This window comes from Nocardioides daphniae (assembly GCF_004777465.1).
Taxonomy (GTDB): domain Bacteria; phylum Actinomycetota; class Actinomycetes; order Propionibacteriales; family Nocardioidaceae; genus Nocardioides; species Nocardioides daphniae.
In genome coordinates, this window is the sequence record NZ_CP038462.1 from 907,998 (window position 1) to 927,453 (window position 19,456).

The following is a 19,456-nucleotide window of genomic DNA, read 5'->3' on the forward strand; positions in this document are numbered from 1 at the left end:
ATGCCCGGTGGGGCGAGGTCGGTGCGGATGGTTCCTGGGAGGCAGAGCCTACGACCCGGTGTCGAGGTCAGGCGGTCGCCTTCGGGCGACGGCGTACGGCACGACGGATCGTCGAGCCGGGCTTGGAGGCCAGCAGCGGGTCCCAGACGTCGGTGATCTCGGTCAGCCGGGACTCGTCGACGAAGACCGCGCCGTCCTTGACCTCCTGCTCGAGGTCGCGCCCGAGGATCGTGCCGGCCGTCTTCATGCCGCCCCAGATCGTGGCGTTGATGCCGACCATGTGCTCGGTGCTCGCGCCACCCAGGAAGAGGCCGGGGATGTGGGTGGTGACCTTCGGCCGGAACGGGCCGAGGTTCTTGAGCAGCGGGGCGATGCCGTAGCAGGAGCCGTCCGAGGTCAGGGTGAAGCGCTCCTGGGTCATCGGCGTCGACGCCTCGCAGAAGACCATCCGCTCGCGCAGGTCGGGGATCATCAGCGAGGCCGTGTCGAGCACGCGCTCGGTGACGGCGGCGAGCAGGCCGTCCTTGGTGCCGAAGTGCACGTAGACCGACGCGGCGGAGATGCCGGCTCGGGCGGCGACGTCCTCGACCCGGATCTCTTCGGCGGCCCGTTCGGAGAGGAGCTGCTCGCAGGCGTCGAGGACCTGCGTACGCGTGCGCTCACGGCGCCGGGAGCCGCGCGCCGCGGGGTCGGTGTCAGGCATCGGTGCTGCCTCCGTCGGGCTCCTTGCGGCGGGCGCGCTTGCCGCCGGGGACCCGGTCGGAGCGCTTCACCCTCGGGGTCGGGACGGCGACCATCGCCTGGGCCGGGTGCTCCCCGCGGCGCAGGTGCTCGCCCTGCGCGGCGATCGCCACGCGGCTGTCGGACCAGGTGCCGGCCTCGGCCTCCCAGACGCGCTCGAAGCCGTGGCGCACCTCCACGTGCCAGCGGCGCCCGAACGCCACCCGGGCGAGCACGGCGAAGGGAAGCAGGACGGCGAGCAGGAGGAGCTCGACCAGGGAGAAGGCCAGCGCGGCGAGGGTCAGGACGACCAGGGGGAGGGTGATCACCAGGCCGACGAGCCAGACGGCGCACCCGATCGGGTCGTCGGCGTCGCCGTCGAGGAGCGAGGGAAGCTCGCCGTGGTCGGAGAGCTCGCCGCGGCGACGCCACGGGACCCACCGGCGCGAGACGCGCCAGACCCTCCCGTGCGGGTCGGTGACCTTCACCCGGCCACGCCCTCAGAAGGCACGGCTCTCCTCGGAGAGCCGCGGCTCCACGCGCTTGTCGGGGTGGTAGCCGGCCTTGTCGGCGTAGAAGGCCCGGATCCGGTCCATGTCGGCGGCCACGTCGCCGGTGAGCTCGATCGTGATGCCCAGCCCCGAGGTCTTCGTGGTGCGGTCGACGTAGCCGAGGGTGACGGGCATGCCGGTCTCGCGGGCGATCCGGTAGAAGCCCGACTTCCAGTGCGTGTGCGGGCCGCGGGTGCCGTCGGGGGTGACGACGAGGCCGAAGACCTCGCCCTCGTTGATGCGACGCACGACACCGCTGACCACGTCCCCGGGGTTGGCGCGGTCGACGGGGATGCCGCCCAGGGCGCGCATGACCGGTCCGGCCGGGCCCTTGAAGAGGCTCTTCTTGCCCATCCAGCGGATGTCCATGTCGAGACTCCAGGCGATGCCGAGCATCAGCAGGAAGTCCCAGTTGGAGGTGTGCGGGGCCCCGATCAACACGGTCGGGCGGGTGGGGCCGGGCTCGGTGACGAGCGTCCAGCCGCTCAACTTCCAGCCGGCACGGGCGACGAGGCGTCGGATCATGGGGTCACGCTAGGCCATCGCGGCGGGTCGCCTGCGCAGGCGTTCACGGCCGGGTGGGGCGCTCACGGTGAGACGGCACGCTCCTCGGCGTCGTGGCCGGGCTCGAAGTGGGCGGCGTCGGAGAGCCGCAGGGGCGTGAAGGGGCCGCTCGAGGCCGCCGAGCGCACCCGGGTCGTCACGCAGACGTGGTCGCCGCCGTCGTCGAGCACCGCGACCCGGTCGACCAGCATCCGGTTCGGGCAGGCGCGGATCACCGGGACCCCGTGCTCGTCGAGCTCGACGTCGAGCCCGGAGAACTTGTCGGTCTCCTCGCCGGTCTGGGTGCCGAAGCGCTCCGCCAGGTCGAGGTCCTCGGTGGTGAGGAAGTGCACCGCGAAGTGCGCGGAGCGCAGGCTGGTGCGGTAGGTGTGGTTGGCCTTCGACAGCCAGAACGAGTAGCCCTCGGCGTCGATGCTCGACTGGGCGTGGAAGCCGACCACGCAGCCGGCGAGGGTGCCCTCGGCTGCCGTGGTCACCACGACGAGGGGCGTGTCGACGGATTCCATCAAGGTGTCGAAGGGCGTGTCCACGCCTCCACGGTAGCCCTCGGACCCACCTCCCAAACCTGTCTCCTCGGCCGTCCCCACCGGTGAACGGGCGCGCCTGCTCTGGACGCGCCCGAGGCGCTTTGCTTGGCTGGGGCCATGGCTGACGAACCGGCGTGGGAGACCCAACCCGTCACCCCTGAGCGCTTCGACGACCTGGCCGACGTGATCAACCCGAACCGCCGTGACAACCACTGCTGGTGCCTGTCGCACCGGTGCACGGCGGGCGAGATCGCCGAGCTGGGGGAGACGCGTGAGGCGGCGATGCGCGCGCTCACCGAGGGCGAGCCCCAGGGCGTGGTGACCTACCGCGACGGGCTGCCGGTCGGCTGGTGCAGCATCGGGCCGCGCTCGCACATCACCCGGTTGACCCGGTCGAAGCTGATCCGGCCCCTCGACGACCTCGACGTCTGGAGCATCATCTGCGTCGTCGTCCGCGGCGGCCACCGACGCCAGGGCGTCACCGCTGCGATGCTCGAGGGAGCGGTCGCGTACGCCGCCGCCCACGGTGCGCCGGGCGTGGAGGCGTACCCCGTCGACCCCGAGGGGCGGATGGACCTGACCATGGCCTTCGTCGGCACCCGATCGATGTTCGAGCGGGCCGGCTTCGAGGTGATGGGCACGACCGACGCGGTGGCGAGCCGGATGCCGCGCCTGGTGATGCGGCGGATGCTGGGTTAGGGCTGCTCGAGGTCGTCGTCGGGGGTGACGCCGGCGACCTCCAGGGCACGCAGCACCTCGTACTGCCGCACCAGGAAGACCTTCTCGTCGAGCTTCTTGCGGCGCATCCACGTGGTCAGCTCGAGGTTGCCCTTCGAGGCGTTGCAGGAGCGGCAGGCCGGCACCACGTTGTCGAGGGTGTAGCGCCCGCCGCGGCTGATCGGGAGCATGGTGTCGCGCTGGAGCGCCAGCTCCTCGGCCCCGCAGTAGGCACACCCGGCCCACGCCTCCATGAGCGCGAGCCACTGGACGTCGGTGAGGTCGTTGACGCGGCTCGCGACCCGGCGGCGGCGACGACGGGCGTACGTCGCGGAGCGGCTGCGGGACGGGCTGCGGGTCGGCACGACGTGAGCCTATGCCGGGGCGCAGCTCAGCCCATGCCCTGGCCGATGATCCGCCACGGCGCGTCGGCGCTCGGGCGGGCGAGGCGGTAGCTCCAGGCCTCGACCCCGTCGAGGGAACCGTCGCCGAAGGGGCGTCGCTCCAGGTCGAGGTCGACCCCCACGCTGACGACCTCGACCCCGGCCGGCTGGCCCGACCACTCCGGCTGCTCGATGCGGGCCGGCTCGAGGCTCACGAGGGCGAGGGAGACGACGTGTCGCACCAGCTCGAGTCGCGGCTCGCCGGGTCGTGAAGGGCCAGAGCGGTGTCGCAGTCACCGGCATCGAGGGCGTCGACGTAGACCTCGACCACCCTCTCCGGTGCGGCGTCATCGGCCGGCATCGCGACGGACCGGTCCTGGTGGGGCGTCAGGACCCACCACCCCGCCAGTGCCACCCCGACGAGCACCACCACGACCGCGCCGGCCAGCCCCCACCTCTTCATGGCGACACCTTGGCAGAGCCGGCCGACATCGCGCCGCGACTCGCCTCAGGCGCTCAGCGGACGCACTCGAGGTGCGGGGCGCCGGGTCAGCCACCCGAGGGCGACGCCGACCACCACGCCGAGCAGGGTCTCCACCGCACGGTCGACCAGCAGCTCCCGTGGCGAGGTGGGGGCGACCAGGTGGACCATCAGCAGCGCCAGCGGGGTCACCACGACCAGCGCCAACGCGTAGTTGCGCCCGATCAGCAGCTCCGCCAGGCCCTGCAGCGCGATCACCACGGCGACCAGCGCCGGGGTCGGCAGCTCGACCGCCAGCAGCCCGGCGGCGAGCAGCAGCCCGCCGAAGGTGCCGAGCAGCCGTTGCACGCCTCGGGCCACCTGCTGCGACCAGTCCCGGGCCACCAGCGGGACGACCGCAGCGACCATCGCCCAGTAGGGGTGACCGATCCCCAGCGGACCGCTCAGCGCGGTGGCGGCCGTGCCGGCGAGCAGGCAGCCGAGGGCGCAGCGTACGACGTGCCGACGCGCCACCGACGCCCAGTCGGAGGGGCGCGGCGTGGCCGCCCACGGTGAGCTCGCGCGACGTCCACGCCACCAGGCACCGGAGGCTCCGACCAGCACCGAGAAGGCGGCTGACGCCGACGAGACCAGCAGCGCCGGCAGCAGGTCGCCGACCTCGGAAGGGGTCGAGGCGCAGGCGGTGAAGGCGAAGACCAGGAAGAGCGGGCCGGGAGGGTGCCAGCGCTGCGCGTCGGAGACGTACGACCCCACGGCCGCGACCAGTGCGGCGCCCGGCACGACCCACCACGCGCGGTGCTCGGAGATGCCCACGGCCGTGCCGGCCACCACCGCGCCGACGAACATCGCCATCAGGGTCACCTGGAGCCGCAGCCGGTGCGGAGCGACCTCGTTGCGGCCGTAGAGGGCGACGAAGGCGCCGAACGCGGCGAAGATCGACCACTCCATCCGCTCGGTCGCCAGGAGGAGCGCCAGCGGCACGGCGAGCGAGACCGACGCGCGCAGCGCCACCCGGTGGGCTCCCGCGTGCGGCCCCAGACCCAGGACCTGCTCGCGCAGCGAGGGGCGCGGAGCAGGATCGGTCACCCCACCATCATCGCTGCCCGGCGGGCCGCGTCGGCCAGCGGCCGCCGACGTGACGGGGCGGATGTGACCTGGACCCACCTGCCATGCTGCAGGGCATGCTCCGTGGACTCCTCTCGCTGCTGCTCATCCTGGCCGGGCTGGCCCTGACCTTCGTGTCGATCCCGTCGGTCTGGGTCGACCGCGACCTGCTCGACACCGAGCAACACACCGCTGCGGTGGCGCCGCTGATCGAGGAGCCGACGGTGCGCGACCAGGTCGCCGACGCGATCGCGACACCGATCAGCCAGCGCCTCGGGCTGGGGTCGCTGCTCGACCGGGCACTGCGCGAGGCGACCGTGCGGGCCGTGGAGACGGACGCCTTCGCCCGGGCCTGGACCGACGCCGTACGCCTGTCGCACCAGCACGCCGTCGAGGGCCTGCGCGACGAGGGCACCGGAGTCAACTTCGCCGAGGACGGCGTCGTGGTCGACCGGGCTGCCCTGGTGGAGGCGCTGCGTCCGCGGCTGGCCGAGGCCGGGCTGCCCTTCGCCGACCGCATCCCGCCCGGCGAGGGCAGCATCGTCCTGGCTCGTGGGCCCGAGGTGGCCCGGGCCGCCACGGTGGCCCGGTTGGCCGACGAGTGGGCCACGCCGATCGCCGTCGCAGCCGGGCTCCTGCTGCTGCTCGGGGTGGTCGTCGCCCGCCGCCGCGGACTCGCGCTGGTCGTCGCGGGCCTGGGTGTGCTCGCCGTCGCCGGCGTGTGGTGGTGGGGGATCAGCTCCGACGCCAACGGCGTGCTCTCGGTCGTCGACGACCAGCCCGCCTCCACCACGGTCCTGCTCTGGGACGCGCTGTCGGATCCCCTGCACGACCTGGTCCGGAGCGTCGCCCTGGGTGGCGGGGTGATGGCTGCCGCGGGCGTCGTGCTGGCCGTGGTCGGGGGCGTACGAGGTCAGCGCACCGCCGACAGGTGATTTCGTCGGTGCCGCGGGGCATGCTGGCGTGAGGCCGGGGCGTCCGTCCCCTGCGCAGGAGGCGTCGCATGTCAGATGGCTGGGTGGAGTCCGGTGGTCAGGTCGCAGGTGCCGGTGAGCTGGGGGTCCACTCGGAGGTCGGGCGCCTGCGGACCGTCATGGTCTGCGCCCCCGGGCGAGCCCACGCGCGGCTGACCCCGTCGAACTGCGACGACCTGCTCTTCGACGACGTGCTGTGGGTCGAGAAGGCCCGCGCCGACCACGCCGACTTCGTGGCCAGCATGACCTCGCGCGGCATCGAGGTGCTGGAGCTGCTCGACCTGCTGACCGAGACGGTGGCGATGCCGGCGGCCCGTGACTGGGTGCTCGACCAGCAGGTGCACCCGCACCGCGTCGGCGTCGAGCTGGTCGACGACGTACGTGCGTACCTCGAGCAGCTCGACCCACGCGAGCTCGCCCAGACCCTGATGGGCGGGCTGAGCACGCACGAGTTCCCCGGGGCCGGCAGCGCCGACCTGATGCGCCTCGTCCGGGACTCCTCGGGCGTCGCGGAATACCTGCTGCCCCCGCTGCCCAACCTGCTCTACACCCGCGACACCACCTGCTGGGTCTACGGCGGCGTCACCCTCAACCCGCTCTTCTGGGCCGCGCGCACCGAGGAGACGGTGCTGACCGCGGCCGTCTACCGCCACCACCCGCGCTTCGCCGGGCAGGTCACGGAGTGGTGGGGCGACCCGACGGAGAACTGGGAGCTCGCCACCGTCGAGGGTGGCGACGTGATGCCGATCGGCAACCGGACCGTGCTCGTCGGGCTCTCCGAGCGGACCTCGCGCCAGGGGATCAGCTCGCTGGCCACCGCGCTCTTCGCGCGCGGTGCCGCCGACCGCGTGATCGTGGCTGCGCTGCCGCGGATGCGCGCCACCATGCACCTCGACACGGTGCTCACCTTCGCCGACCGCGACTGCGTGCTGCTGCACCCCGACACCATGGACGACGTACGCACCTTCTCGCTGCGGCCCGGGCGCGGAGGCGGGCTCGACGTGCGCGCGGAGGAGAAGCCGCTGACCGAGGTGATCGCCGAGGCGCTCGGGCTGCCGCGGATGCGGGTCGTGGAAACCGGCGGCAACGACTACGTGCGCGAGCGCACCCAGTGGGACTCCGGCGCCAACATCGTCGCCCTGGAGCCGGGCGTCGTGATGGCCTACGACCGCAACACCCACACCAACGCGCTGCTGCGCGCCGAGGGCATCGAGGTGATCGAGATCGTCGGCTCCGAGCTGGGGCGTGGGCGCGGTGGCGGCCACTGCATGACGTGCCCGATCAGCCGGGACGCCGTCGAGCTGTGAACGCAGCGGCGCGGACACCCCGGAGGGTGCCCGCGCCGTCGACGTGCGTACGCCGGTGCCAGACCTGCGTCAGCGACCTCGCTGCACGAGCGCCTGGGTGAGCAGGGCCACCATCGCCTCGACCTGGATGTCGGCCGACGTGGTGACCTCCTCCTCCGAGCCGTCGAGGGCGCGGGCGGCCAGCCCGGCCTTGGAGTCGATGAGCTCGGCGATCCGGGTGTCGATCGTCTGCGCGGCGATGATGCGCCACGCGGTGACCGGCATCTCCTGGCCGATCCGGTGGACCCGGTCGATGGCCTGGGTCTGCTCGGCGTCGGTCCACGAGAGCTCGGCGAGCACCACGTTGGAGGAGACCTGCAGGTTGAGGCCGACGCCCGCCGCGGTGAGCGAGCAGACGACGATCTCGACGTCGGGGTCGTTGACGAAGGAGTCGATGGCCTTCTCGCGGGCCGCCGGGGTCTGGTTGCCGCGGATCGAGGCGTAGCCGATGCCACGGTCGGCGAAGACCTTCTCGCACATGTCCATCACGTCGACGTGCTTGGCGAAGACCACGACCTTGCCGACGCTGCGCGCCAGCTGGGCGGCGTAGTCGGCGGCCAGCGGGGCCTTGGCGGTGCCGATGCGGCGGATCATCGAGAAGACGTTCTCGCCGGAGTTGTCGTCGCTCGCCTCGTCGCGCTCCCACTCGGCGACCCGGCGCACCAGCTCCTCGTCGATCCCGGACGCCTGGTTCTCCGGGGCGCGGGCCGACATGACGCGGTCGTAGCGCTCCACCAGCCGGCGGGCCAGCTCGCGCTCGGCCGCCCGGATCGAGCGACCCGCCTCGTCGTCGAGCTCGACGGGGATGTCGGCGATGCGGCGCGCAGGGATGTCAGCGGCCACGTCGACCTTGCGGCGACGCACGATGCCCATGTCGATGACGGCCCGGCGCGCGGCCGGGTAGAAGGCCTTGTCCTCGGGCGTGAAGCCGGTCTCCTCGAGACGGGCCATCAGCTCGGAGAGCGGCTTCTTCTCGTCGGTCCAGCCGAGGAACTGCCAGATCGAGGTGAAGTCCTCGATGTCGTTGATCAGCGGGGTGCCGGTGAGCGCCATCATCAGCGGGCGCACGGTGCGGTTGCGGATCCGGTCGGCGATCTCCAGGACGTGCTGGGAGCGCTGCGACTTGCGGTTCTTGATGAAGTGGGCCTCGTCGACGACCATGCCCTTGAAGCCGATGTCACCCAGCCAGCCGACGTGGCGGTCGAGGACCTCGTAGTTGACGATCACGATGTCGGCGAAGCCGTCGATGTCGTGGCCGTCGCCGTGGATCACGGTGGTCGTCCGACGCGGCACCCAGCGCTGGGCCTCGCGGGCCCAGTTGGTCTTGACGACGTTGGGCACGACGCAGAGCAGCGGGAAGGCGTCGGCGGCCTGCGCGGCGAGCAGCGCCTGGGCGGTCTTGCCCAGGCCGGGCTCGTCGGCGAGCAGGAAGGTGCGGTGGCCGGCCTGCACGGAGGCGACCAGCCGGGCCTGGTGGAGCATCATCTCCTGGCCGTCGCGGGTGGTGAGCCCGGTGGGCTCGGGCATGTCGAGCACGGCGGGGGAGCCGTTGCCGATCTCGAAGGCCCGCAGCAGGGGGCCGATCAGCTCCCACGTGGAGAGGCGGTGCGTCTTCGGCTCGATGCGCTTGGCGGCGGCCTCGAAGTCGGGCCGCTGGAACGGGTTGGCCAGCTGGCGCGAGATGACCGACTGGGGCACCACGCGACGCTCACGGCCGGGCACGTCCGCGGCCGCGGTCTCGGGCTCCGCGTCGTCGACGAACTCGAGGCCGGCAGCCTCGACCATCTTCCGCTTCATCGTGCGGGCGGCCTCGCTGACCTCGGCGCCCTCGTCGAGGAGCATCAGCAGCGTGGTGTCCCGGGCAGCCGTCTTGGCCAGGATCGTCGCGACGCCGTCGAGACGCTTGAACTGCTCGGCCTTCGACGCGTCGCTGGACTCGGCGTCCTCCTTGATCCGCGCCCGCTCCTCACGCACGAGGAGCGCCACCACCTGGAATCGGGTGCGGGCGTGCGGGGAGACCTTGCCGCGCTGGGCCTCGTTCTCGATCTCGCGCACGGCGCGGGCGAGGACCGGGATGATCCCCTCGTTGTCGAGATGACGGGTCTTGCGGGGCGCGACGGCCGCCGCGGTTGCCACCGCGTGATGCCGTCTTGTTCGAGCCGGCCAAGCAGTTCCTCCATGAGAGTGCCGTGACGGGGAGTCGTGGGGACCCCTCGCCAGGACGTGGTAGGCAGGGCCGACGCAGGCGTCGAGGCGGGCTCGTGAACCTCGCTCGAGGGTCCGCCTCGGTCGAGGCCCACCTCGGGAGAGCAGCGCGAGCGACGATCCCTCGGCGCCGCTGACTCCTTGCGGACGTCAGGTGGGGCGCCAGCCGCGGCTGTGCTGCGTACAGCGTATCGCTTCAGCCCCAACCCGGAGGCATCGCCCACATGCTCGTCGACGTGTGTCGGCTGGGGAAGCCCCGCGGCTGCCCGCGCGCCCGGGGAGGGGTCGCCTCAAGCGCGTACGCCGTCGCGTGAGCTCGCGGCGCACCATGGCGGGCAGCGCCTCGACGATGCGCCGCCAACGCCGCACCCGCAGCAGCCACAACGGTGTGGTCGTCGTCTGGTCGCCGTGGTAGGCGCGCAGCTCGTCGTCGTTGAGCATCAGGGCGTGCCACAGGAGCCCGGCCACTGGTGCGGGCGCAGGGAGCGGAAGCGGTAGACCCAGGCCATCCGCGGGTCGCTCGTGGTGGCCAGCCGCCAGTCGTCGATCTGCTCGGCCTCGGCGGGGTGGGTGGGGGCCGGGGAGTGGCCCAGCCGCTCGAGGAACGGGTCAGCGTCAGCACCGAGCCGGTCGCCGGGCGCAGTCGAGCAGGTCCTGCCCCGCCTCGCCGGTGAGCTGGGGGGCAGCCAGCCCGGTCAGGGCGTCGAGCGCAGCCATGTTGGTGGGCTGCCACGGGGCGCGGAGGTGGTGCAGCGCGGCGATGGAGGCGCTGGAGGCCAGGCGGTGGCCCAGACCTCGCGGCCTGCCTGGACGATCGGGACCCGGCGACGCCACAGCTCCTCGAAGACCTCGTCGCTGGCGGCCAGGAAGCCGGGGAAGTAGACGTGGGCGTCGATCCCCATCGGCCAGTGGTCGTTGAGCAGGTTGACCGAGTGGAACCGCATCATCTTGGGGCCGGTCATCTCCGCGTCTGCGCCAACCGGCGGCCTCCATCCCGGCGACGAAGGTGTCGACGTCGTCGGGGTGCATCAGCACGTCGATGTCGGCGGAGACCCGGGGCGCCCGCAGCCCGTGGTGGGAGAGCGTGGCGCCCTTGATCGCCAGCACCCGGGTGCCCGTACGCCGGGCGACGTCGGCGGTGAGGGCGTACAGCAGCTGCATCGCCTCGGCGCCGGTGACGCGCTCTGCGTCGAGCGAGCCGTCTGGGTGCTGGACCTCGGTGGCCGGCCCGGTCACCGGGCGACCTCCTCGACCAGACGCGCCTCGAGGAGCGAGGCGACGAAGGCGGAGACGTCTCCGGCGACGGTGTCGACCGGGGCGTCGAAGGCCTCGGCGACCACGCCGGTCACCTCCGCCAACGTGCGGCGGCCGTCGACCGCCGTCCAGATCTCGGCCGCCGGGCCGGTGAGGATGCGCGGCGGGTGGGCAGGGTCGTCCAGGTCGAGCAGCACCACGCGGTCGGCGTCGCCGACCTGGACCACCGTGTCACGGTGTGCCAGCGCCCCCACGGCCTCGTCACTTCCGGGTGAGGCGACGCTTGGGCTGCTGGTCACGTCGGGCCGCCTTGGTGACCGCCTTCGACTCCTTCTTCTCGGTCCGGGAGGCGTAGCCGCCGTAGGACCCGTAGGAGCCGTAGCCGCCGTAGGAGCCGTACGTGCCGTAGCCGAGGACCTTGCGCTTCTGCGGGACCCGGTTGACGATCACGCCGAGGGTCTTGGCGTCCACCCGGTTGAGGTGCTCCAGCGCGCTCTCGAGGTGGTGGTCCTTGGTCTTGCCCGAGGAGATCACGATCAGGGCGCCGTCGGTGCGGGCCGCGAGGATCGCGCCGTCGGTGACGGGCAGCAGCGGCGGGGCGTCGATCACGACGATCGAGTCCTGCGACAGGCGGGCGAGCAGGTTGCGCATGGCCTGCGAGCCGAGCAGCTCGCTCGGGTTCGGGGGCACGGGGCCAGCCGCCAGGACCCGGAGGCCGTCGTGGCCGGGGATGCGCTGGAGCGCGTCCTCGATACCGATCTTGCCGGTGAGCACGTCGGTGAGGCCGACGCCTTCGACCAGGCCGAGGCTGGCTGCGACCATCGGGCGGCGCAGGTCGCCGTCGACGAGGATGACCGGACTGGCCGGAGCGCTCGATCGCAGCCACGAGGTTGGCCGACACGGTCGACTTGCCGTCACCGGGCATGGGGCTGGAGACGACGATGATGCGCGGCGGGTTGTCGACGTCCATGTAGGTCAGGTTGGTGCGCAGCTTGCGGAAGGCCTCCGAGGCCGGGCCCTGGCCGATGATCCGGGTGTCGGCGTCGACGGCGAGCTGGGCGTTGCCGGAGTTGCCACGGTTGAGCAGGTCGGTCGCAGGGATCTGGCCGACCACGCTGACCGAGAACTTCTCCTCGATCTCGCGCTTGTTCATCAGGCGGCGGTCGAAGGTGCCGCGCAGGACGGCGTAGCCGAAGCCGAGCAGGAGGCCCACCAGGAGCGAGAGCGCCAGGTTGCGGACCGGGTCGGGCGAGACCGGCGAGCTGGGCAGGTCGGCCGCCTCGACGGGCATGATCCGCAGCGGCGCGGTGCCGCGGCCCTGCGGGTTCTGGATCTCCTCGACCGTCTCGGCGAGCGAGCTCACCCAGGCGTCGGCCAGCTCGACCGCACGCTCGGGGGTGCTGGCGCGGGCGGTGATCTGCAGCAGGACCGTGTCCGGGGGCTGGATGGCCTCGATGCTGTTGACCAGCGAGGCGGGCGACTCGGTGAGGCCGAGGTCGTCGATGACCCGCTCGGCGACCGCGCGGCTGCGCGCGATCTGGAGGAACGAGGTGGCCTTCGACTTCGCGAGGCTGTCGTTGACCGAGGCCAGCGACGTGTTCTCGTCGGTCGTCGACGTCGTCACGAAGCCGTTCGCGTTGGCGGCGTAGATCGGCGACCGGGTCGCCGTCCACAGCGCGCCCAGTGCCACGCACAGCACCACGATCGTCAGCACGCCGCGCCAGTGGTTGCGCAACAGCCGTACGTAGTCCTTCAGCTCCACGAATTGCCCCTCGGTCGAGAACGGGTCCCTCGCAGTCTACGGGGACGAAGGCGGGAGACGGGCCTCAGTGCACGGGCTGCCACCCCTACACTGCCCGGCATGGTGGAAATGAACGGCGCGTCCGACCTCGCGCCCGTGGTCCTGAGGGTGATGGGCGTGGTGGTCCACCTCCGGGCCACCGGTGGCCGCGCCGCGGAGCTCCGTGCTGACCTCGTACGCGCCTGGGAGCGCTGCCTGGAGGAGACGTCGGAGGCCCCGGCCGCCACCGTCGAGATCTGCCTGGACGACGACCCCGACCTGGTGGTGCGGGCGCGTGCCCGCGGCGCCGTCGCCGGCACCGACCTCTTCCTCGTGATGGACGAGGTCAGCAGCAGCCTCACCCAGACCACCCTCGAGCAGGTCGTGGGCACCCGGTGGCTGCTGCACGCCTGCGCCCTGGCCGACACCACGACCGGTCGCACGGTCGTCCTGGTCGCCCCCTCGGGCACCGGCAAGACCACGGCGTCGCGCACCCTGGGCCAGTCGCTGGGCTACCTCACCGACGAGACCGCGGTGATTGCGCTCGACGGGTCGATCGTCCCCTTCGCCAAGCCCCTCTCGCTGCTGGTCGACGGCAAGCGCCCCAAGCGCCAGGTGTCGCCGGCCGAGGCCGGCCTCGTGGTGGCCCCGCCCGACTGCACGGTGGTCGCGGTCGCGCTGCTGCAGCGCGAGTCGGAGCCGACCGAGGTGCGCGTCGAGGACGTGCCGATGGTCGAGGGCCTCTCGATCCTGGCCGAGCAGACCTCCTCGCTCCACCTGCTGGACCGACCCCTGCACACCGTCGCCAACCTCCTGAACGCGCGGCGGGCTGCGCCGTCTCGTCTACTCCGAGGCCGTCGACCTGGTGCCCGTCGTCAGCTCCTGGCTGCGCGGGCCCGACCCGGTCGCCGCCCCCGCCCTCGAGGAGGTCCACCGGTGAGCAGCTCCCTGGTCAACGTCCGCCGACTCCCGGTGATCGACGAGTACGTCGAGGACGGCCGCAGTGCGGTCCTGGTCGAGGGTCGCGCCCTGACGCTGTCGGAGATCGCCACCTACGTCCTCTCCCGGATCGACGAGGAGTGGACGGCGTACGACGCGCTCGTCGCGACCGTCGAGGAGGAGGTCGGCGCGCCGCCCGAGGGCAGCACCGGCGAGGCGCTCGAGCAGCTGCTGCGCGACCTGGCGGGCCACCACCTGGTCGAGCTCGACGAAGTCGGGTCGGACGCACCCGCCTGAGCGGCGGCCTCAGTCGAACCAGGACCGCCGCATCGAGTAGATCCATCGACGCCGCGGCCACTCCGAGACCGACCAGAGGGTGTCCGTCGCGGGCCAGTAGGTGAGGTCCTCGGGGCCCATCGGGGTGGCGAAGCGGTGCCGGCGCAGCCGTCCGGGCTGCCCGGTGAAGATCGCGCCGGGGGAGACCGGCCCCTGCGAGACGCTGATGTGGTGGCGCCCGCGGGCGACCACGTCGCCCTGCATCTGCACCCGCCCGGTCTCGTGGACGACGGGGCGTGACAGCCCGGACTCGTCGGTCTGCGGCAGCCACGTCTCCAGGTCGAGCTCGAACTGCGCGAGCCGGGTGCTCTGGCCGCCACGGCCGTACTCCCCGGCGAGCAGGCCGGGCGGGTTGGCCGCCCGGTCCAGCGAGAGGAACGAGTAGCGCAGCGGCACGTGGCCTTCGTCGGTGAAGGCCCGGTGAGCGACCCGGACCGGGAGCACGTAGTGGTGCCCGAAGGAGGAGACCCGGCTGCTGCCGTCCTCGTCGAAGACCCCGATCTCGTCGGGGCGGGCGTTGTCGTCGGCCACCCGCATCAGGTCGCCGACGTGGCAGGAGACGAAGCCACGTGCGGTCGCGGCGACGTGGAGCCACGGCCCGGCCCAGACGAGGCCGCCGGCGTGGATCTTCACCGGGCTCAGGGTCAGGCGCCCCTGGTCGTCGACGACCGGGTCGACCAGCAGCACGTGCCGGTAGCGCAGGGTGTCGAGGTCGAGGAAGGTCAGGCGCGACCCGCGCTTGATGCCGTCGACGGGCTTGGCGTACCAGGTCGTCACGACCACACGGCGCCCGGCCACGGTGCCCGTGACGTCGGCGTCGGCCGACGTGGTGATCCCCTGGGGCCACCAGACCGGGTCGGCCTGGTCGTGGGCGTCGAACGCGATGGCGCGCTGCACGGCGCGGCCCATCATCCGTCCGCGCCACGAGTCGGAGGCGGTGAACTTGAGGTCTCCCAGCAGCTCGGCCACGGTGGTCCGCCCGCCGAGGCGGTCGGCGAGCTGGTCGATCCGGTCGCCGTGCTCCTCGGAGCGCTCGAGGTGGACGCCCACCACGGGCCCGCCCTGGTCTCCCACCCGTCCTCCTCGCGCGTCAGGTGCGTCGGTCGCCACCCACGCTAGCGACCGGCCGCCGGCCGGGGGAGGATGGAGGCGTGAGGGCGATCTTCTTCGACGAGGACGACGCGCGTGCCGTGACGGCCCGGCTGCAGCGCGACGGCTACACCGCAGACCTGGTCCGCGAGCGGCTCCAGGGCGAGGACGACGACGAGGACCACCCGTGGGCGGTGGTGAGCGACGCCCCCGAGCTCGTGCTCGACCTGCTCGCCGACGAGTACGACGGCTGGCTCGACGTCGAGGAGCCCGAGGCCGCCCCGCCCGTCGTCCTGCCCCCGCTGCAGCTGCCGACGGCGCCCAAGCGGGTGAAGCGGCCGGACCTCCTCGGCGAGTAGAGCCGGACTAGGCTCGCGTCCATGACCTCCCAGCCGTCCGCGCTGCCCGCGCAGCGCCTCCTGCTCGTGCACGCCCACCCCGACGACGAGGCGATCGGCAACGGCGCCACGATGGCCAAGTACGTCGCCGAGGGCCGCCACGTCACGCTGGTCACCTGCACGGCGGGCGAGCAGGGCGAGATCCTGGTGCCCGAGATGGAGCACCTGGCCGCCGACCGCGAGGACGGCCTGGGGCCCGTGCGCCGCGAGGAGCTGGCCGCGGCCATGGCCGAGCTCGGCGTCACCGACCACCGCTTCCTCGGCGGCTTCGGCGCCTACCGTGACTCCGGCATGAAGTGGCACGCCGACGGCCACGCCGTGGCGGCCGACGAGATCCACGACAACGCGTTCTGGCGGGCCGACCTCACCGAGGCCGCCGACCACCTCGTCGCGATCATCCGTGAGGTGCGTCCGCAGGTGCTGGTGACCTACGACCAGTTCGGCGGGTACGGCCACCCCGACCACATCCAGGCGCACCGGGTCGCGACGTACGCCGCGTCCCTGGCCGCCGTCCCGTCGTACCGCCGCGACCTGGGCGAGGCCCACGACATCGCGAAGGTCTACTGGACCGCGATGTCGGAGTCGAAGATGCGCGAGGGCCTGCGGGCGCTGCGCGCCGCCGGTGACCACACCACCTTCGAGGGGATGGACCCCGAGGGCCCGATGCCGATGGCCGCGCCCGACGAGGACCTCGCCGCGGCGGTCGACGTCACCGCGTACATCGACCAGAAGATGGCCTCCATGAAGGCGCACGCCACGCAGATCACCGTGGACGGCCCGTTCTTCGCGCTCTCCAACAACGTCGGCTCCACGGCCTTCGGCATCGAGTACTACCGCCTCGCCAAGGGCACCCTCGGGCCGGTGGGCCCGGACGGCCTGGAGACCGACCTCTTCGCAGGTCTGTGAGCAGGGGAGCGGCGCTGCGCGGCGCCGCGGCCCTCGGGATGCTGGTGGCCGGCGCAGCGACGGCGCTCGCCGGGATGCTGCTGCAGGGGCGCTGGTGGGGGTTGGCCCTGACGGTCGTGGTCACCCTGGCGGCCACCTGGCTGCTGCCCGGCCGCTGGTGGGGCGCGACTCGCCTTCGTGGTCGGCTGGGTGGTGCTGGTGATGGTGGCGCTGCAGGGACGCCCCGAGGGCGACTTCCTGGTCGCCTCCACCGTGCAGGGCTACCTCTTCCTCGGCACCGGTGCGGTGCTGGCCTTTCTGGCGGCGCTGGGGCTGCGACACGCCGGCCCGGCGCGTGGCGACGAATCGGAGCGGCTGGACCCACCCTCCTAGACTCGCCTTCGTGTTTGCTTCGAAGCCCGAGTCCAGCTCGGCGCCCACGTCCGCCGAGGACTCCGAGGAGAAGGCAGGCGGCCGGGTGGTCGTCGGGGTCCTCCTCGGGATCGTCCTCCTGATCGGTGGCGCCCTACGCGGTCGCCCACCTGGTCACCGGCGGCAAGGTGCCCCGCGGTACGACCGTGGCCGGCGTCGCCATCGGGGCCACACCACCGAGGAGGCCGAGGAGCTGCTGCGCGACGGCCTGGCCGACCGGGTGGACCAGCCCCTCGAGCTGGTCGTCGGCGACGAGAAGCGCTCGGTCGTGCCGCGCGAGGCAGGCCTCACCGTCGACTACGCCGAGTCCGTCGAGGCGGCCGGGGGCGGCGACTCGTGGTCGCCGGAGCGGCTGTGGACGTACTTCACCGGCGGACACGACCTGGACGCGCGCGTCGACCTCGACGAGCCCACCTTCGACACGCTCCTCGACGAGCTCGGCGAGGAGTACGGCAACCCGCCGGTCGACGGCGAGGTGACCTTCGTCGACGGCAGGATCAGGACCACCGAGCCGAAGGCCGGGGAGGCGCTCGACCCCGAGGTCGCCCGCAAGGCCCTGCTGACCGCGTACCTCGGCCCGTCGCAGGTCGTCGAGCTCGAGCTCGACGAGCAGCAGCCCGAGATCGACGAGGCCGACGTGTCGGCCGCGCTCAACGACTTCGCCAACGCAGCGGTCTCCGAGCCGGTCGAGCTGGTCTTCGACGAGACCACGGTGCGGCTCTCGCCCAAGGAGTACACCAAGGCGATCGCCATGGAGCCCGTCGACGGCGCCCTCGAGCCGAAGCTGCGGCCCAAGCTGCTCAAGGCCGTCCTGGCCGACGCGCTCGCCGGCGACGGTGGCCCGGTCGAGGCGACCGTCGCGATCCGCAACGGCGCGCCCGTGGTGGTCCCCGACAAGCCGGGCGTGGCCTTCAGCCAGAAGGAGGTCAACGACCTCTTCCTCGACCTGGTGACCGCCGAGTCCGGCCAGCGCCGCGCGACCGTGGAGGCCGAGGTCGCCCGCTCCGACTTCCGCACCCAGGACGCCGAGGCGCTGAACATCAAGGAGGTGGTCGCCGACGTGACCACCCAGTTCCCCTACGCCGAGTACCGCAACATCAACATCGGCCGCGCCGCCGAGCTGGTCGACGGCACCGTGCTCAAGCCCGGCGAGACCTTCTCGATGAACGACACCGTCGGTGAGCGCACCCGCGCCAACGGCTTCACCGAGGGCTTCATGATCGCCGACGGCGTCTTCAAGGAGGACCTCGGCGGCGGTGTCTCCCAGATGGCGACCACCCTCTTCAACGGCGGCTTCTTCGCCGGCCTCGAGGACGTCGAGCACAAGCCGCACTCGTTCTACATCAGCCGCTACCCGGTCGGCCGGGAGGCCACCGTGGCCTGGGGCTCGGTCGACCTGAAGTTCCGGAACAACACCGACCACGGGGTGCTCATCGAGGCCAAGGTGACGCCGGCGACGCCTTCGAGCCAGGGCGTCGTACGGGTCCGCATGTGGTCGACGAAAGTCTGGGACATCAAGGCCGTCACGGGCAACCGCTACAACTTCACCCAGCCCAAGACGCGCACCATGACCACGTCGAACTGCGTGCCGAACACGGGCTACGGCGGCTTCGACATCGACGTGAAGCGGGTCTTCCGCAAGCCCGGGTCGAGCAAGGTCGTGCGCACGGAGAACTTCCACACCACCTACACGCCCTCCGACACGGTGGTCTGCAAGAAGCCCTGACGCCCCCAGCCAGAGCTCAGTCGGCGACCCGGTAGCGGTAGGCGTGGTGGGTGCTGAAGCCCGCCGCGCCCCACAGCTGCACGGCCGGGGCGTTGCTGGCGGTGACCTGCACCTGCGCCGTCGTCGCGCCGCGTGAGGCAGCCCAGTCGAGGGCCTCGGCCACCACGGCTCGCGCCAGGCCGCGGCGTCGGTGCTCGGGTGCGACCAGCAGGTCGTGCAGCGTGACCACGTCGCCGTCGAGGTGCGCCCGCAGGCTCGCCTCCTCGCCGAGGCGCAGCGCCGCGCGCGCCACCTCGGCCCCGAGCTCCTCCTCGTCGAGGGAGACGTCGTACGCCGTCGCCCGCCCGCGCAGCTGGCGCACGGCACGCGACACCGCCACGACCTGCACCAGCACCTCACCGACCGGGTCGAGGCCCCAGCCCAGGTCGGCCAGCTCGCGGTCGACGACGTCGTCGACGACCGCGGTCGCGTACGCGGCCTGCCCGCGCTGCGCGTAGAAGTCGCGGACCCGCTCGGCCGCCTGCACGGTCGGCATCCCCGGGTCACCGATCGCCAGCGCGGAGTTGGCACGGCGTACGAGGCGTCCCTGCGGGTGCTGGGCGTCGGGGACGAGCCCGGTGGCCCGCAGCACCCACTCGCCGAGCTCCTCGTGCTCGGTGCTGGGCCAGGCGTCCGAGCGCAGGTGCAGCTCGCGCGGCGGCACCCGCAGGCGCACCGAGGGCCGCGGCGGCACCGGCTTGCCGGAGACGATGTCGGCCAGGTGGATCGTCACCACCGTGCCGTCGGCCGTGCGCACCTCGCAGAGCCCGCGGCCCCAGGAGAGGCACTCGCCGAGGGTGTCGGTCATCGCCGGACCACCGGTGGGACCGGTCTCGCCGGGCAGCAGACGCCTGACGACGACCCGCTGGCCCACGACGTGGGGTCCCAGCCCGTGTGCGCCGGTCGCGGGGCTGCCGACATTGGGGGAGACTTGGGGGGTGTCGGGGGATTCGGCCACGTCCGGATACTAGGCTTCCACCATCTGCTTGAGCATTGCGAACCCGAG

The 19,456-nt window shown here is 72.6% G+C and carries 24 protein-coding genes and 1 pseudogene; 10 read left to right on the forward strand and 15 right to left on the reverse strand.

Annotated elements, in window-relative coordinates; genetic code table 11:
* Nucleotides 1–67: 67 nt before the first annotated feature.
* The 4 genes from E2C04_RS04425 to E2C04_RS04440 all read right to left on the reverse strand — a co-directional run bounded on the left by E2C04_RS04425 (nucleotide 68) and on the right by E2C04_RS04440 (nucleotide 2,365).
* Nucleotides 68–703: a TetR family transcriptional regulator gene (locus E2C04_RS04425; RefSeq protein ID WP_135831692.1), complete on the reverse strand. Its 636-nt coding sequence runs from the start codon at nucleotides 701–703 to the stop codon at nucleotides 68–70.
* Nucleotides 696–1,208, reverse strand: a complete 513-nt coding sequence (locus E2C04_RS04430) for a hypothetical protein (protein ID WP_135831693.1) — start codon at nucleotides 1,206–1,208, stop codon at nucleotides 696–698. The genes E2C04_RS04425 and E2C04_RS04430 overlap by 8 nt, the downstream gene beginning before the upstream one ends.
* A 12-nt stretch (nucleotides 1,209–1,220) precedes the next feature.
* Entirely contained in the window at nucleotides 1,221–1,796 is a 576-nt protein-coding gene (locus tag E2C04_RS04435; protein WP_135831694.1) for a 1-acyl-sn-glycerol-3-phosphate acyltransferase, read from the reverse strand.
* A gap of 62 nt (nucleotides 1,797–1,858) precedes the next feature.
* Nucleotides 1,859–2,365: a flavin reductase family protein gene (locus E2C04_RS04440; protein WP_202977902.1), complete on the reverse strand. Its 507-nt coding sequence runs from the start codon at nucleotides 2,363–2,365 to the stop codon at nucleotides 1,859–1,861.
* A 114-nt stretch (nucleotides 2,366–2,479) separates the two neighbouring features.
* On the opposite strand from E2C04_RS04440, the gene E2C04_RS04445 reads away from it, so the two are divergent.
* Nucleotides 2,480–3,061 carry a GNAT family N-acetyltransferase gene (locus tag E2C04_RS04445; protein ID WP_135831695.1) on the forward strand — a complete coding sequence of 194 codons (582 nt, stop codon included), beginning with the start codon at nucleotides 2,480–2,482 and terminating at the stop codon, nucleotides 3,059–3,061.
* Here E2C04_RS04445 and E2C04_RS04450 read toward each other — a convergent pair.
* Genes E2C04_RS04450 through E2C04_RS04465 form a run of 4 tightly spaced genes read right to left on the reverse strand, consistent with a single transcriptional unit; the run spans nucleotide 3,058 to nucleotide 5,029 of the window.
* Nucleotides 3,058–3,444, reverse strand: a complete 387-nt coding sequence (locus tag E2C04_RS04450) for an HNH endonuclease (RefSeq protein ID WP_135831696.1) — start codon at nucleotides 3,442–3,444, stop codon at nucleotides 3,058–3,060. The genes E2C04_RS04445 and E2C04_RS04450 overlap by 4 nt on opposite strands.
* Before the next feature lie 26 nt (nucleotides 3,445–3,470).
* A complete protein-coding gene (locus E2C04_RS04455; RefSeq protein WP_135831697.1) occupies nucleotides 3,471–3,677 on the reverse strand; it encodes a hypothetical protein in 207 nt (68 codons plus the stop codon).
* The gene (locus E2C04_RS04460) at nucleotides 3,674–3,925 is read right to left on the reverse strand and encodes a hypothetical protein (protein ID WP_135831698.1); all 252 of its coding nucleotides are present in this window, start codon (nucleotides 3,923–3,925) and stop codon (nucleotides 3,674–3,676) included. Before E2C04_RS04460 ends, E2C04_RS04455 begins: the two co-directional genes overlap by 4 nt.
* Before the next feature lie 45 nt (nucleotides 3,926–3,970).
* The gene (locus tag E2C04_RS04465; protein WP_202977903.1) at nucleotides 3,971–5,029 is read right to left on the reverse strand and encodes an FUSC family protein; all 1,059 of its coding nucleotides are present in this window, start codon (nucleotides 5,027–5,029) and stop codon (nucleotides 3,971–3,973) included.
* 95 nt (nucleotides 5,030–5,124) lie between these two features.
* Here E2C04_RS04465 and E2C04_RS04470 point away from each other — a divergent pair, with 95 nt between their 5' ends.
* Both E2C04_RS04470 and E2C04_RS04475 read left to right on the forward strand, forming a co-directional pair.
* On the forward strand, nucleotides 5,125–5,982 hold the full coding sequence (locus E2C04_RS04470) for a hypothetical protein (RefSeq protein ID WP_135831699.1): 858 nt from the start codon (nucleotides 5,125–5,127) through the stop codon (nucleotides 5,980–5,982).
* Between the two features lie 68 nt (nucleotides 5,983–6,050).
* Entirely contained in the window at nucleotides 6,051–7,328 is a 1,278-nt protein-coding gene (locus tag E2C04_RS04475; RefSeq protein ID WP_135831700.1) for an arginine deiminase, read from the forward strand.
* Nucleotides 7,329–7,397: 69 nt separating this feature from the next.
* On the opposite strand, the gene E2C04_RS04480 is transcribed toward E2C04_RS04475, so the two are convergent.
* Complete coding sequence (locus tag E2C04_RS04480) at nucleotides 7,398–9,503, reverse strand: DEAD/DEAH box helicase (RefSeq protein ID WP_135831701.1); 2,106 nt, start codon at nucleotides 9,501–9,503, stop codon at nucleotides 7,398–7,400.
* Between the two features lie 307 nt (nucleotides 9,504–9,810).
* Between E2C04_RS04480 and E2C04_RS17625 the strand changes: the two genes are divergently transcribed.
* On the forward strand, nucleotides 9,811–9,987 hold the full coding sequence (locus E2C04_RS17625) for a hypothetical protein (protein ID WP_158630593.1): 177 nt from the start codon (nucleotides 9,811–9,813) through the stop codon (nucleotides 9,985–9,987).
* Nucleotides 9,988–10,187: 200 nt separating this feature from the next.
* Here the strand turns inward: E2C04_RS17625 and E2C04_RS04485 are convergent, their stop codons facing one another.
* From E2C04_RS04485 to E2C04_RS17630, 3 genes are read right to left on the reverse strand one after another with little or no spacing between them, the layout of a single operon-like run.
* Nucleotides 10,188–10,808: a nucleotidyltransferase family protein gene (locus tag E2C04_RS04485; RefSeq protein ID WP_135831702.1), complete on the reverse strand. Its 621-nt coding sequence runs from the start codon at nucleotides 10,806–10,808 to the stop codon at nucleotides 10,188–10,190.
* Nucleotides 10,805–11,125: a PqqD family protein gene (locus E2C04_RS04490; protein ID WP_135831703.1), complete on the reverse strand. Its 321-nt coding sequence runs from the start codon at nucleotides 11,123–11,125 to the stop codon at nucleotides 10,805–10,807. Before E2C04_RS04490 ends, E2C04_RS04485 begins: the two co-directional genes overlap by 4 nt.
* A complete protein-coding gene (locus E2C04_RS17630) occupies nucleotides 11,088–11,744 on the reverse strand; it encodes a CpsD/CapB family tyrosine-protein kinase (protein ID WP_275106561.1) in 657 nt (218 codons plus the stop codon). Before E2C04_RS17630 ends, E2C04_RS04490 begins: the two co-directional genes overlap by 38 nt.
* Before the next feature lie 314 nt (nucleotides 11,745–12,058).
* Between E2C04_RS17630 and E2C04_RS19260 the strand changes: the two genes are divergently transcribed.
* Complete coding sequence (locus E2C04_RS19260; protein ID WP_238694420.1) at nucleotides 12,059–12,475, forward strand: hypothetical protein; 417 nt, start codon at nucleotides 12,059–12,061, stop codon at nucleotides 12,473–12,475.
* Here the strand turns inward: E2C04_RS19260 and E2C04_RS21820 are convergent.
* A pseudogene (locus E2C04_RS21820) lies at nucleotides 12,379–12,588 on the reverse strand (hypothetical protein); the annotation flags it as partial. The gene E2C04_RS19260 and the pseudogene E2C04_RS21820 sit on opposite strands and share 97 nt — an antisense overlap.
* 99 nt (nucleotides 12,589–12,687) lie before the next feature.
* Between E2C04_RS21820 and E2C04_RS04500 the strand changes: the two are divergent.
* A complete protein-coding gene (locus tag E2C04_RS04500) occupies nucleotides 12,688–13,842 on the forward strand; it encodes a PqqD family peptide modification chaperone (protein WP_135831705.1) in 1,155 nt (384 codons plus the stop codon).
* A gap of 9 nt (nucleotides 13,843–13,851) precedes the next feature.
* Here E2C04_RS04500 and E2C04_RS04505 read toward each other — a convergent pair whose 3' ends face one another.
* Complete coding sequence (locus E2C04_RS04505) at nucleotides 13,852–14,955, reverse strand: hypothetical protein (RefSeq protein ID WP_135831706.1); 1,104 nt, start codon at nucleotides 14,953–14,955, stop codon at nucleotides 13,852–13,854.
* A 77-nt stretch (nucleotides 14,956–15,032) separates the two neighbouring features.
* Between E2C04_RS04505 and E2C04_RS04510 the strand changes: the two genes are divergently transcribed.
* From E2C04_RS04510 to E2C04_RS04525, 4 genes are all read left to right on the forward strand, one after another.
* Nucleotides 15,033–15,329 (forward strand): hypothetical protein, encoded by a 297-nt coding sequence (locus E2C04_RS04510; protein WP_135831707.1) that lies wholly within the window; start codon nucleotides 15,033–15,035, stop codon nucleotides 15,327–15,329.
* Between the two features lie 21 nt (nucleotides 15,330–15,350).
* Nucleotides 15,351–16,274, forward strand: coding sequence for an N-acetyl-1-D-myo-inositol-2-amino-2-deoxy-alpha-D-glucopyranoside deacetylase (mshB, locus tag E2C04_RS04515; protein WP_135831708.1), 924 nt, complete (start codon nucleotides 15,351–15,353; stop codon nucleotides 16,272–16,274).
* Between the two features lie 177 nt (nucleotides 16,275–16,451).
* Entirely contained in the window at nucleotides 16,452–16,646 is a 195-nt protein-coding gene (locus tag E2C04_RS04520) for a DUF6113 family protein (protein WP_135831709.1), read from the forward strand.
* Between the two features lie 10 nt (nucleotides 16,647–16,656).
* Nucleotides 16,657–18,411, forward strand: coding sequence for a VanW family protein (locus tag E2C04_RS04525; protein WP_135831710.1), 1,755 nt, complete (start codon nucleotides 16,657–16,659; stop codon nucleotides 18,409–18,411).
* Between the two features lie 16 nt (nucleotides 18,412–18,427).
* On the opposite strand, the gene E2C04_RS04530 is transcribed toward E2C04_RS04525, so the two are convergent.
* The gene (locus E2C04_RS04530; RefSeq protein WP_135831711.1) at nucleotides 18,428–19,408 is read right to left on the reverse strand and encodes a GNAT family N-acetyltransferase; all 981 of its coding nucleotides are present in this window, start codon (nucleotides 19,406–19,408) and stop codon (nucleotides 18,428–18,430) included.
* Between the last annotated feature and the right edge of the window lie 48 nt (nucleotides 19,409–19,456).

Bases quoted from the DNA above. Each gene is read 5' to 3' on its own strand.
- E2C04_RS04425 (WP_135831692.1), bottom strand. From the start codon at position 703: ATGCCTGACACCGACCCCGCGGCGCGCGGCTCCCGGCGCCGTGAGCGC.
- E2C04_RS04435 (WP_135831694.1), bottom strand. From the start codon at position 1,796: ATGATCCGACGCCTCGTCGCCCGTGCCGGCTGGAAGTTGAGCGGCTGG.
- E2C04_RS04445 (WP_135831695.1), top strand. From the start codon at position 2,480: ATGGCTGACGAACCGGCGTGGGAGACCCAACCCGTCACCCCTGAGCGC.
- E2C04_RS04460 (WP_135831698.1), bottom strand. From the start codon at position 3,925: ATGAAGAGGTGGGGGCTGGCCGGCGCGGTCGTGGTGGTGCTCGTCGGG.
- E2C04_RS04470 (WP_135831699.1), top strand. From the start codon at position 5,125: ATGCTCCGTGGACTCCTCTCGCTGCTGCTCATCCTGGCCGGGCTGGCC.
- E2C04_RS04475 (WP_135831700.1), top strand. From the start codon at position 6,051: ATGTCAGATGGCTGGGTGGAGTCCGGTGGTCAGGTCGCAGGTGCCGGT.
- E2C04_RS04500 (WP_135831705.1), top strand. From the start codon at position 12,688: ATGGTGGAAATGAACGGCGCGTCCGACCTCGCGCCCGTGGTCCTGAGG.
- mshB (WP_135831708.1), top strand. From the start codon at position 15,351: ATGACCTCCCAGCCGTCCGCGCTGCCCGCGCAGCGCCTCCTGCTCGTG.